8 protein-coding genes are annotated in these 12498 nt (G+C 69.5%); 5 read left to right on the forward strand and 3 right to left on the reverse strand.

Annotated features, from left to right (window positions below; all coding sequences use genetic code 11):
* The first annotated feature begins 101 nt into the window (after positions 1 to 101).
* From ABD126_RS19705 to ABD126_RS19725, 5 genes are all read left to right on the forward strand, one after another.
* Positions 102 to 854, forward strand: coding sequence for a hypothetical protein (locus ABD126_RS19705; protein WP_343935337.1), 753 nt, complete (start codon positions 102 to 104; stop codon positions 852 to 854).
* An 896-nt stretch (positions 855 to 1750) separates the two neighbouring features.
* Positions 1751 to 5233 carry a DNA-directed RNA polymerase subunit beta gene (gene rpoB / locus ABD126_RS19710; RefSeq protein WP_343935338.1) on the forward strand — a complete coding sequence of 1161 codons (3483 nt, stop codon included), beginning with the start codon at positions 1751 to 1753 and terminating at the stop codon, positions 5231 to 5233.
* A gap of 113 nt (positions 5234 to 5346) precedes the next feature.
* Positions 5347 to 9243, forward strand: coding sequence for a DNA-directed RNA polymerase subunit beta' (locus ABD126_RS19715; protein WP_343935339.1), 3897 nt, complete (start codon positions 5347 to 5349; stop codon positions 9241 to 9243).
* A gap of 347 nt (positions 9244 to 9590) precedes the next feature.
* Positions 9591 to 10361, forward strand: coding sequence for a L,D-transpeptidase (locus tag ABD126_RS19720; RefSeq protein WP_343935340.1), 771 nt, complete (start codon positions 9591 to 9593; stop codon positions 10359 to 10361).
* A gap of 14 nt (positions 10362 to 10375) precedes the next feature.
* A complete protein-coding gene (locus ABD126_RS19725; protein WP_343935341.1) occupies positions 10376 to 11101 on the forward strand; it encodes a choice-of-anchor P family protein in 726 nt (241 codons plus the stop codon).
* A 138-nt stretch (positions 11102 to 11239) separates the two neighbouring features.
* On the opposite strand, the gene ABD126_RS19730 is transcribed toward ABD126_RS19725, so the two are convergent.
* The 3 genes from ABD126_RS19730 to ABD126_RS19740 form a co-directional block, all read right to left on the reverse strand.
* Positions 11240 to 11671 (reverse strand): hypothetical protein, encoded by a 432-nt coding sequence (locus tag ABD126_RS19730; RefSeq protein WP_309117934.1) that lies wholly within the window; start codon positions 11669 to 11671, stop codon positions 11240 to 11242.
* Positions 11655 to 12113: a hypothetical protein gene (locus ABD126_RS19735; protein ID WP_343935342.1), complete on the reverse strand. Its 459-nt coding sequence runs from the start codon at positions 12111 to 12113 to the stop codon at positions 11655 to 11657. Before ABD126_RS19735 ends, ABD126_RS19730 begins: the two co-directional genes overlap by 17 nt.
* A gap of 74 nt (positions 12114 to 12187) precedes the next feature.
* The gene (locus ABD126_RS19740; protein ID WP_343935343.1) at positions 12188 to 12484 is read right to left on the reverse strand and encodes a TFIIB-type zinc ribbon-containing protein; all 297 of its coding nucleotides are present in this window, start codon (positions 12482 to 12484) and stop codon (positions 12188 to 12190) included.
* Positions 12485 to 12498 lie beyond the last annotated feature (14 nt).

Consider the following 12498-nt stretch of genomic DNA (forward strand, 5'->3'; position numbering starts at 1 on the left):
CCGCTGTCGACCCGGCTGTCGACCCGGCGGTTGATCGCGGTGTCGATCGCGGTGTCGATCGCGCTGTCGACGGCGCGGAGGAGCTGGAGCCGTCGCCTTTCGTGGACGCGGTCCCCGAGGGCACCACCGACCCGGCCCCGCCCGCCGACTCCGGTTCCGGTGCCGAGCGCGGGTCGGGTGCCCTGGGGGCCGAGCGCGGGTCGAGTGCGTCCGGTCCCCGCCCGACCGGTCGCCGGAAGCGCTCCGGTGCGCCGGTGCCGACGTCCGCCGACGAGCCCCGCCGGTCGCGCCTCAAGGTCGCTGACGCGGAACCCGTCGAGCGCGGTGGCGTGGTGCTGCCGATCGCGCTGGTCGTGGTGGCGGCGGTGCTGGTGGGGTTGGGCGTGTGGTTCCAGACGCGGTCCGGGGACGTGAAGTACAACCAGGCCCTGGTGGACAGCGCCGGCACGACCGAGGTGGCGGGGCAGGTGCGCGAGGCGGTCGAGAAGTCGTTCTCGTACAACTTCGCGGACGTGTCCGGGACCGAGAAGGCGGCGAACGAGCTGCTGGTCGGCAGGGCGAAGTGCCAGTACAACGCGATCTTCGGGCCGGTGAAGACGCTCGCGCCGGAGCAGAAGCTGGTGGTGACGGTGAAGGCCGTGTCGACCGGCGTGACGAGCCTGGACGGCGACCGGGCGACCGTGCTGCTGTTCCTGGACCAGGTCACGACCCGGACGACGGACAACCAGAGCGGCGGCGGCATCGCGATGATGCGGGCGGGCGCGCAGAAGGTCGACGGGCGCTGGAAGGTGGACAACATGGAGATGTTCGGCGCGGCAGCCGACCAGTCCGCCGCCCTGGCGAAGTGCAACTGACCGAGCACGCCCGGTAGCGGGTCCCTCCGCGAGGCACGCCGCCCCCTCAGGCGCTTGCCGACGCTGCCCACCGCGCCCTGCCCGCCGAGGCTCCCCGCCGCCGCTGTCGCCGGGTTCGCCCCGTCCTGCCGCCGCGAGCCCCGCTCAGCCCGCAGCCCCGCCCCGCACCGCCGGCCCGCAGCCCCGCCGGCCCGCAGCCCCGCCCCGCCCTGCACCGCCGCCCCGCACCGCCGCGAGCCCTGTCCCGACTCGCCGCTGCCCTTCGCCGTTGCCCGCTCTGGTACCCCCGCGCCCCCGCCCGAAACGCCCGCCCGGAACGCCCGCCGAAGCGCTCGGCCGTGGCCGCCGGCCCCCGACTCCATGATCGCACGCGGCACCGACAATTCCGGGCGGGCGCAGACCGGGGGTAGCCGCACGGTCGCTGAGCGTGTGCGCTACCTTCATGATCATCGGTCAGGGGTTCGGGACCCGTCGAAACCGCCGCTCGCAACGGCGTAGTACAGTGATCTCCGTCACACTTTTCGCCGGTGACTGAACGGAATCGGCGGGCCTTCCCGAAGGGCGACAAAGACCAGCCAACAGTTCACCCCCGCCCACAACTGTGTAATTCCGCAGGTCAGGGCGGTAACCCGGCGTGAACCCCGCTTGCGCCACGCGAGTGATCGCCGCGTGGCATCTTGACTGACGGCGTCGGCGGGGTCACTCTGTCGGTGAAGACGAGGAAGGTCCTTCCAGGTGCCTCTCGACAGTTGGCGTGCGCGTGGCTAGACTGCCCCTTTGCGCTGCCCTCTTTCCGTTTGCCCTTCGCCGAGAGCTGGATTGCCGGGCATCGCCGCACCCTTGACAGCCGTGCTAGTCCGCTGCTAGCCAGCTACCTGTCCCTGGAAGGACGCATCTTGGCGATCTCTCGCGCGACCAAGGCCACTGCTGCGACCAACTCCACGTCGGGGATTCCCGGAGCGCCGAAGCGAGTCTCATTCGCGAAGATCCACGAGCCGCTGCAGACGCCCAACCTGCTGGACCTCCAGATCCAGTCCTTCGAATGGCTCACCGGCGACGAGGCGTGGTTCCAGCGCCGCGTCGACGAGGGTGACGAGACCCCCACCAGCGGTCTCGAAGAGGTCTTGAACGAGATCTCGCCCATCGAGGACTTCTCCGGCTCGATGTCGCTTTCCTTCTCCGACCCGCGCTTCGACGAGGTCAAGGCCTCGACCGAGGAGTGCAAGGACAAGGACATGACGTACGCGGCCCCGCTGTTCGTCACGGCGGAGTTCACCAACCACACCACCGGCGAGATCAAGAGCCAGACGGTGTTCATGGGTGACTTCCCGATGATGACGGACAAGGGCACGTTCATCATCAACGGCACCGAGCGGGTCGTCGTGTCCCAGCTCGTCCGGTCGCCGGGTGTCTACTTCGACACCGCGATCGACAAGACGACCGACAAGGACGTCTTCAGCGTCAAGATCATCCCTTCGCGGGGTGCCTGGCTGGAGTTCGACGTCGACAAGCGCGACACCGTCGGCGTCCGCATCGACCGCAAGCGCCGGCAGCCCGTCACGGTGCTGCTCAAGGCGCTGGGCTGGACCACCGAGCAGATCCGGGAGCGGTTCTCCTTCTCCGAGACGCTGCTCACCACGCTCGAAAAGGACCACACCGCCGGCACCGACGAGGCGTTGCTCGACATCTACCGGAAGCTGCGTCCGGGCGAGCCGCCGACGAAGGAGTCCGCGCAGGCGCTGCTGGAGAACCTGTTCTTCAAGGACAAGCGCTACGACCTGGCCAAGGTCGGCCGCTACAAGGTCAACAAGAAGCTGGGCCTGGACATCCCGATCGCCACGGGCGTCCTGACCGAGGACGACATCGTCACGACGATCGAGTACCTGGTCCGCCTGCACGCCGGTGAGACCACCATGCAGCCGGGCGAGACCGAGGTGCCGGTCGAGGTCGACGACATCGACCACTTCGGCAACCGCCGCCTGCGCACCGTCGGCGAGCTGATCCAGAACCAGATCCGGGTCGGCCTGTCCCGCATGGAGCGCGTCGTGCGCGAGCGCATGACGACCCAGGACGTCGAGGCCATCACGCCGCAGACCCTGATCAACATCCGCCCGGTCGTGGCGGCGATCAAGGAGTTCTTCGGCACCTCCCAGCTGTCGCAGTTCATGGACCAGACCAACCCGCTGGCGGGTCTGACCCACAAGCGCCGCCTGTCGGCGCTGGGCCCGGGTGGTCTGTCCCGTGAGCGGGCCGGCATGGAGGTCCGCGACGTCCACCCGTCGCACTACGGCCGCATGTGCCCGATCGAGACGCCGGAAGGCCCGAACATCGGCCTGATCGGCTCGCTGTCCTCCTACGGGCGGGTCAACCCGTTCGGCTTCATCGAGACGCCGTACCGCAAGGTCGTCGACGGCCGGGTCACCGACCAGATCGACTACCTGACCGCGGACGAGGAGGACCGCTTCGTCAAGGCGCAGGCCAACGCGAAGATCGACGACGAGGGCAACTTCCTGGAGGACCGCGTCCTGGTCCGCAAGAAGGGCGGCGAGGTCGAGCAGATCGACCCGCGCGACGTCGACTACATGGACGTCTCCCCGCGCCAGATGGTGTCGGCGGCGACCGCCATGATCCCGTTCCTGGAGCACGACGACGCCAACCGCGCCCTGATGGGCGCGAACATGCAGCGCCAGGCCGTGCCGCTGCTCCGCTCCGAGTCGCCGCTGGTCGGCACCGGCATGGAGCTGCGCGCCGCGGTCGACGCCGGCGACGTCGTGGTGGCCAAGAAGACCGGTGTGGTCGAGGAGATCTCCGCCGACTACGTCACGGTCATGGCCGACGACGGCTCGCGGCAGACCTACGGCCTGCACAAGTTCCGCCGCTCGAACCAGGGCACCTGCATCAACCAGAAGCCCATCGTCAACGAGGGCGACCGGGTGCAGGAGGGCCAGGTCCTGGCCGACGGCCCGTGCACCGAGAACGGCGAGATGGCGCTGGGCAAGAACCTGCTCGTCGCGATCATGCCGTGGGAGGGCCACAACTACGAGGACGCGATCATCCTGTCGCAGCGCCTCGTGCAGGACGACGTCCTGACCTCGATCCACATCGAGGAGCACGAGATCGACGCGCGGGACACCAAGCTGGGCGCCGAGGAGATCACCCGGGACATCCCGAACGTCTCCGAGGAGGTCCTGGCGGACCTGGACGAGCGGGGCATCATCCGCATCGGCGCCGAGGTCCAGCCGGGCGACATCCTGGTCGGCAAGGTCACACCCAAGGGCGAGACCGAGCTGACCCCCGAGGAGCGCCTGCTGCGCGCGATCTTCGGCGAGAAGGCCCGCGAGGTGCGCGACACGTCCCTGAAGGTGCCGCACGGCGAGTACGGCAAGGTCATCGGCATCCGCGTGTTCTCCCGCGAGGACGACGACGAGCTGCCCCCGGGCGTCAACGAGCTGGTCCGCGTCTACGTGGCCCAGAAGCGCAAGATCCAGGACGGCGACAAGCTCGCCGGCCGCCACGGCAACAAGGGCGTCATCGGCAAGATCCTCCCCGTCGAGGACATGCCGTTCCTGGAGGACGGCACCCCGGTGGACATCGTGCTGAACACGCACGGCGTGCCGCGTCGTATGAACATCGGCCAGGTGCTGGAGACCCACCTCGGGTGGATCGCCAAGCAGGGCTGGAGCATCAACGGCGACCCGGACTGGGCGAAGAACCTGCCCGCCGAGCTGTACGAGGTCGAGCCCGGCACGAAGACCGCCACCCCGGTCTTCGACGGCGCCCGCGAGGACGAGATCACCGGTCTGCTCGGCTCCACCATCCCGAACCGCGACGGTGAGCGGATGGTCAAGGAGAACGGCAAGGCGCAGCTGTTCGACGGCCGCAGCGGCGAGCCGTACCCGTTCCCGGTGTCGGTCGGCTACATGTACATCCTGAAGCTGCTGCACCTGGTGGACGACAAGATCCACGCCCGCTCCACCGGCCCGTACTCGATGATCACCCAGCAGCCGCTGGGCGGTAAGGCGCAGTTCGGTGGCCAGCGCTTCGGTGAGATGGAGTGCTGGGCGATGCAGGCCTACGGCGCGGCCTACACGCTGCAGGAGCTGCTCACCATCAAGTCCGACGACGTGCTCGGCCGCGTGAAGGTCTACGAGGCCATCGTCAAGGGCGAGAACATCCCGGAGCCGGGCATCCCGGAGTCCTTCAAGGTGCTGCTCAAGGAGCTGCAGTCGCTGTGCCTCAACGTCGAGGTGCTGTCCTCGGACGGCGCCGCGATCGAGATGCGCGACGGCGACGACGAAGACCTCGAACGCGCGGCGGCGAACCTCGGCATCAACCTGTCGCGGTCCGAGTCGCCGTCCGTGGACGACGTCGTCAACTAGACACCTCGCCGGTCGGGCGGGGGACGCCTCCCGCATCCCCGCCCGGCCCCGCCACCAGCTCCTGAGCCACGCCCTTCGCAGGGCAACCGATTCAAAAGGGGAAGAGAGTAGACGTGCTCGACGTCAACTTCTTCGATGAGCTCCGCATCGGTCTCGCGACCGCGGACGACATCCGCCAGTGGTCCTACGGCGAGGTCAAGAAGCCCGAGACCATCAACTACCGCACGCTCAAGCCGGAGAAGGACGGCTTGTTCTGCGAGAAGATCTTCGGTCCCACCCGGGACTGGGAGTGCTACTGCGGCAAGTACAAGCGCGTCCGGTTCAAGGGCATCATCTGCGAGCGCTGCGGCGTCGAGGTGACCCGCGCCAAGGTGCGCCGCGAGCGGATGGGCCACATCGAACTGGCCGCCCCGGTCACGCACATCTGGTACTTCAAGGGCGTCCCGAGCCGGTTGGGCTACCTGCTCGACCTGGCCCCCAAGGACCTTGAGAAGATCATCTACTTCGCCGCCTACGTCATCGTGGGCGTGAACGGCGAGCTGCGCCACAACGACCTGCCGACGCTTGAGAACGAGATGCAGGTCGAGCGCAAGCGCGTCGAGAACCGCCGCGACGCCGACGTCGAGGCGCGGGCGCAGAAGCTGGAAGCCGACCTGGCCGAGCTGGAGGCGGAGGGCGCCAAGTCCGACGTGCGCCGCAAGGTCAAGGAGGGCGGCGAGCGCGAGATGCGCCAGCTGCGCGACCGCGCGCAGCGCGAGCTGGACCGCCTCGACGAGATCTGGTCCACCTTCACCAAGTTGGAGAAGGGCCAGCTCATCGCGGACGAGCTGCTCTACCGCGAGCTCTACGACCGCTACGGCGACTACTTCACCGGCGCCATGGGCGCGGAGGCCATCCAGAAGCTGCTGGGTGACTACGACGTCGACGCCGAGGCCGAGGTGCTGCGCGAGACCATCCGCAGCGGCAAGGGCCAGAAGAAGCTGCGCGCCCTCAAGCGCCTCAAGGTCGTCGCCGCGTTCCAGGCGACCCGCAACAACCCGCAGGGCATGGTCCTGGACTGCGTCCCGGTCATCCCGCCGGACCTGCGCCCGATGGTGCAGCTCGACGGTGGCCGCTTCGCGACCTCCGACCTGAACGACCTGTACCGCCGGGTCATCAACCGGAACAACCGCCTCAAGCGGCTGATCGACCTCGGCGCGCCCGAGATCATCGTCAACAACGAGAAGCGGATGCTCCAGGAGGCCGTCGACGCGCTGTTCGACAACGGCCGCCGCGGCCGTCCGGTCACCGGTCCGGGCAACCGGCCGCTGAAGTCGCTGTCCGACCTGCTCAAGGGCAAGCAGGGCCGGTTCCGCCAGAACCTGCTCGGCAAGCGCGTCGACTACTCCGGCCGTTCGGTCATCGTGGTCGGCCCGCAGCTCAAGCTGCACCAGTGCGGCCTGCCCAAGCAGATGGCGCTGGAGCTGTTCAAGCCGTTCGTGATGAAGCGGCTGGTCGACCTCAACCACGCGCAGAACATCAAGTCCGCCAAGCGGATGGTCGAGCGCGCCCGCCCCGCCGTGTGGGACGTGCTGGAAGAGGTCATCACCGAGCACCCGGTGCTGCTCAACCGCGCGCCCACGCTGCACCGCCTGGGCATCCAGGCCTTCGAGCCGCAGCTGGTCGAGGGCAAGGCCATCCAGCTGCACCCGCTGGTCTGTGAGGCGTTCAACGCCGACTTCGACGGTGACCAGATGGCGGTCCACCTGCCGCTGTCCGCCGAGGCGCAGGCCGAGGCGCGCGTGCTGATGCTGTCGTCGAACAACATCCTCTCGCCCGCGTCGGGCAAGCCGCTGGCCATGCCGCGTTTGGACATGGTGACCGGCCTGTACCACCTGACCCGGCACAAGGAAGGCGACATCGGCGAGGGCCAGGCGTACTCGTCGCCGGCCGAGGCGCTGATGGCGTTCGACCGCAAGGTCCTGGGCCTGCAGGCGATGGTGAAGATCCGCATCGCGGACAAGAACCCGCCCAAGGGCCAGGAGCCGGAGGGCTGGGAGCCCGGTCAGCCGTGGCTGGCCGAGACCACCCTGGGCCGCGTGCTGTTCAACGAGGTCCTGCCGCAGGACTACCCGTTCCTGAACGAGGTCATGCCCAAGAAGCGGCAGGCCACGGTCATCAACGACCTCGCCGAGCGGTACCCGATGGTCACCGTCGCCCGGACGCTGGACAAGCTGAAGGACGCGGGCTTCTACTGGGCCACCCGGTCCGGTGTCACCGTCGCGATCTCCGACGTGCTCGTGCCGGAGGCCAAGCAGGGCATCCTGGACGAGTACGAGAAGCTCGCCGACGCGGTGGAGAAGCGCTACCAGCGCGGTCAGCTCTCCTACGCGGAGCGCAACAACGAGCTGGTCAAGGTGTGGACCAAGGCGACCGAAGAGGTGGCCGAGGTCATGGAGGCCAACTTCCCCGAGGACAACTCGATCCGCATGATCGTGAAGTCCGGCGCGGCGGGCAACATGACCCAGGTCCGCTCGCTGGCGGGCATGCGTGGTCTGGTGACCAACCCGAAGGGCGAGTACATCCCGCGGCCGATCAAGAACTCGTTCCGCGAGGGCCTGTCGGTGCTGGAGTACTTCATCGCCACGCACGGCGCCCGCAAGGGTCTGGCCGACACCGCTCTGCGCACCGCCGACTCGGGCTACCTGACCCGTCGTCTGGTGGACGTCTCGCAGGACGTCATCATCCGCGAGATCGACTGCGGCACCACCCGCGGCGTGAACATGACGGTCGGCGAGCGGCTGGGCGACAAGGTCGTCCTGCACGAGTTCGCGCAGACCTCGGTCTACGCCCGGACCATCGCCGAGGACATCACCGACGCGGACGGCAACATCGTCCTCAACCGCGGTGACGACCTGGGCGACCCGGCGCTGCAGACGCTGGTCGCGAACGGCGTGACCCGGGTCAAGGTCCGCTCCGTGCTGACCTGCGAGTCGGCGGTCGGCGTGTGCGCGTCCTGCTACGGCCGCTCGATGGCGACCGGCAAGCTGGTCGACGTCGGCGAGGCCGTCGGCATCGTCGCCGCCCAGTCGATCGGTGAGCCGGGCACGCAGCTGACCATGCGCACCTTCCACCAGGGTGGTGTCGCCGGTGACGACATCACCACCGGTCTGCCCCGTGTGCAGGAGCTCTTCGAGGCTCGGGTGCCCAAGGGCAAGGCGCCCATCGCGGACGTCGACGGCCGGGTGCGCATCGAGGACGGCGACCGGTTCTGGAAGATCACCCTCATCCCGGACGACGGGTCTGAGGAGATCGTCTTCGAGAAGCTCTCGAAGCGCCAGCGCCTGGCCAACACCGCCACCGGCCCGCTCCAGGACGGCGACCACGTGCACGTCGGCCAGCAGCTGCTGGAGGGCACGCCCGACCCGCACGAGGTGCTGCGCGTCATGGGTCCGCGCGAGGCCCAGCTGCACCTGGTGCAGGAGGTCCAGAAGGTCTACCGGGCCCAGGGTGTGGCGATCCACGACAAGCACATCGAGGTCATCGTCCGGCAGATGCTGCGCCGGGTGACGATCATCGACTCGGGCGCCACCGAGTTCCTGCCGGGCTCGCTGGTCGAGCGCGCGGAGTTCGAGTCGGGCAACCGCGCGGTCGTGGCCGAGGGCGGCGAGCCGGCGGCCGGCCGCCCGGTGCTGATGGGCATCACGAAGGCGTCGCTGGCCACGGACTCGTGGCTGTCGGCGGCCTCCTTCCAGGAGACCACGCGTGTCCTGACCGACGCCGCGATCAACGGCCGGTCGGACAAGCTGATCGGCCTGAAGGAGAACGTGATCATCGGCAAGCTGATCCCGGCCGGCACCGGCATCAACCGGTACCGGAACATCCAGGTCCAGCCGACCGAGGAGGCGCGGGCGGCGGCGTACGCCATCCCGAGCTACGACGACGGGTACTACACGCCCGACGTCTTCGGCACCGGCACGGGCGCGGCGGTCCCGCTCGACGACTACGACTTCGGTCGCGACTACCGCTGACAGCGCTGCAACAGAACGGCCCCTCGAAGCCTCCCGCTTCGAGGGGCCGTTTCGTGTCTGATGGCGCGCGGCTCGGCCGGCGTCCACAGTGGCCGGGGTGGTGCGTGTGGACAGTCCGAACGGGATGGTTCAAGTCCGGTAAAGGTCTGTTCGTCGGATTAGCGCGTGCGCATGGGTGTCGTAAAGAACGCTGCGGCATTCGGGTGATGCGCGAGTGGACCTCTTGTCCAACCTACTTGGAAGTAGATAGCTTTCCGATCGACGTGATCATGCGTCACAGGCCGTGATCCGGCCGACCTTCGAGGTACCTCCGCCGCCATCGGACCCTCGACCGATCAGGAACCACGATGTTTCGTGTGCTGCTGGTCGCGCTGGTGACGGCCTTCGCCGTCTCCTCGTGCGCCGGCTCCGAACCACCACCGAACCCCCGGCCCCGGCCGCAGGCCGTCGACGTGCAGTCGTTCGCCGTGCTGCCCGAGGCCACCACGTTCGCCAAGATCGAAGCCCTCCCGCGGGACGACGACACGTCGCCCACGGCGGGCCAGGTCCTGCGGGCGAAGAAGGACGTGCCCGTCTACGACGCCGTGGACGGGCGCGCCGTCGCCAAGCTCCCCGCCACCCAGCTCGGCTCGCCGACGTGGGTGCCCGAGGTCGACCGGCGGGACGGCTGGTCCAAGGTGCTGCTGCCGTCCCGGCCCAACCGGTCCGCCGGCTGGGTGTTCACCGGCTCCGACGACTTCGAACGCGCCGAGAACGACTACCTGGTCACCGTGGACCTGGCCGCGTTCCGGATGGACGTCACCGAGAAGGGCCGCTCGATCGGCACGTGGACCGTCGGCACGGGCAGTGCCCAGCACCCCACGCCCACCGGCCGGACCTACGTGATGGCCTCCATCAAGGAGACCGTGGCGACGTTCAGCCCGTACGTCCTGCCGCTCGGCTCGCACTCCGACAGCCACGAGACCTTCGGCGGCGGCCCCGGCACGGTGGCCCTGCACGGCTGGCCGGACGACACCCCGTTCGGCACGGCGAGCAGCGACGGCTGCATCCGCGTCCCCGACGACGCGCTCGACCTCCTCCTCACCCTCCCGCTGGGGACCGTGGTGATCGTCAAGTGAAAGGCACATCCCCCATGAAGAGAACCGCGGCCCTGGTCACCGCCGCCCTCCTCGTCGCCACCGCCGGCACCGCGCACGCCCAGGTCGCCAAGCGGCAGGCGGCGGGCGGCGCCCCGAGCTCCGCGTTCGCCCTGTCCGCGTCCGGCCTGCTCACCGTCGAGCCCCTGGCCGCGCTGGACGGGTCCAAGGGCTACCGGCAGACCTCGGTCGCCTCGGTCGCGCTGCCCGACGCGAAGGCCCCGGTCATCACCGCCGGCGTGCTGAACACCGAGGTGGACACGACGTCCGCCAAGGCGAGCGTCGCCGACCTCAAGGCGCAGCTCGGCCTGCTGAAGCTGTCCGACCTGACGTCCCTGACCGCCGAGGTCATCAGCGCGACCTGCGTGGACGGCGCGGGCGCCGTCACCCTGGCCGCCGCGAAGGCCGGCCCGACCGCGCTGGACCTGCACCCGGGCCCGAACACCCGCGTCCAGGTGCCGGGCGTGGTGTCGGTGGTGCTGAACAAGCAGACCCGCGCCGCCGACGGCTCCCTGACGGTCGTCGCGGTGTCCGTCGAACTGGCGGGCCTGCAGAAGATCGACATCGCGTCGGCGACGTGCGCGCAGGCGCAGAACCCGGTGCCGACGAGCACCCCGTCCGCGACGCCGACGAAGCCGTCCACGACCACCCCGGCCCCGTCCGCCCCGGGCAAGGCGCCGCGTCCGACTCCCGTCGAAGGGCACCTGCCGGTGACGGGCTGAGCTGTGTTGGATTGCGCCGCCTCCGGCGTCGCGGGCGAGGCCGCCTGGAAGTCGGCCCATCGCGCCGGGTTTCCCGCCGATCGAAGGACGTGATCGGCGGGAAAGCCGGCGCGACAGGCCGACGCGGCCTCGCGGGGATCAGCGGCGGCGGGACTTGGCCAGGGCTCGGGCTCGGGCGACCAGGTCGTCCACCAGGTCCGCGTCGGCGGACGGGGGAGTGCCGTCGGAGCAGCACGGGGGCTTCGTGCGGCGCTCGTTGAGGCGGGGGCGGACGCCGGCCAGTTCGTAGAGGGCGTCGTACAGGTTGCGGCCCGGGTCGTCGTCGTGCGCGCCGACCAGCAGGACCCACGCCGTGTCCGGTTCGGGGAAGGCGACGACCACGCGGTCCGTGCCGCGCAAGTGCTTCACGCACAGGCGGGGGAGGGGTTCGGGGCCGGTCACGCGGTACCCGAGGGCGGCGCAGCCGCGGTGGGACAGCTCGTCCAGGAAGCGGTCGTAGGCCTGGCGGGCTGGTCCGCGCAGGGCGGCGGCCTGGAGGCTCGCGACCGGGGTCTCAACTACCTTGATCAAGATTGCGGACTACGCGTCCTTCACCCCGGTGCATCTGCGCCAGGCTCGTGGCCAGGTCGTCGCGGTCGAGCAGGGCCTGGTCGCTCAACCGGCGGTGCACCTCGTCGAGCAGGCCGCGGGTGCGGCCGGCCTGGCGCAACTCGGAGACGACGTGCAGCACCTCGTGCAGGCGGACGGCGTCGAGCAGCATGCGGGGCTCCTGGCTGTGGATCGCCAGCACACCCTCGCGGGCCCACGCCTTGACGGTCTTCTCGGTCAGGTCGAGCAGCTCACCCGCGACCACGGGCCGGACCGGGGGAGCCGTTCGGAGCACACGGGCCACCACGCCGTCGAGCTTGTGGCGGCGTTCGTCGTCCTCCGACAGCGTCGAGGCGACCTCCTCGATCTCCTCGATCTGGTCGAACAAATCCCGGATCTGCGCAGCCTCCGTTGCGACCGACATGGCGACCTCCCTCAGCCACTACTGAGTATCGCCCAATTTTTCGGTAGTCGCAACGGAGGCGGCTGCTCCTGGGATCAGGAGGAGAAGAACAGGCCCGCGAGGCCGTGGTGCTTGCGGTGGCCGTAGCCGTGGCCGTAGTGCGGCGCGGGAGCGCCCCAGCCCGGCTGGACCGGCTGGACGTAGTGGACCTGCGCCGGGGCCGGCGCGGCGGGCGGCGGGGGCGGCGGGGCCTGCATCTGGGCCTCCAGGCGCGTGATGGCCTCCAGCTCGCCGTAGTCGAGGAAGACTCCGCGGCAGCCGTCGCACTGCTCGATGTGTACGCCCATGCGGTCGAAAGTCCGCATGTTCGCATGGCACTTGGGGCACTGCATCGTGTGAGCCTCCT

This window comes from Saccharothrix mutabilis subsp. mutabilis, from assembly GCF_039521145.1.
Classification (GTDB): Bacteria; Actinomycetota; Actinomycetes; order Mycobacteriales; family Pseudonocardiaceae; genus Actinosynnema; species Actinosynnema mutabilis.

Excerpts from the sequence above, each read along its gene's own strand:
- ABD126_RS19720 (WP_343935340.1), top strand. The coding sequence starts at position 9,591 with ATGTTTCGTGTGCTGCTGGTCGCGCTGGTGACGGCCTTCGCCGTCTCC.
- ABD126_RS19740 (WP_343935343.1), bottom strand. The coding sequence starts at position 12,484 with ATGCAGTGCCCCAAGTGCCATGCGAACATGCGGACTTTCGACCGCATG.
- ABD126_RS19735 (WP_343935342.1), bottom strand. The coding sequence starts at position 12,113 with ATGTCGGTCGCAACGGAGGCTGCGCAGATCCGGGATTTGTTCGACCAG.
- ABD126_RS19725 (WP_343935341.1), top strand. The coding sequence starts at position 10,376 with ATGAAGAGAACCGCGGCCCTGGTCACCGCCGCCCTCCTCGTCGCCACC.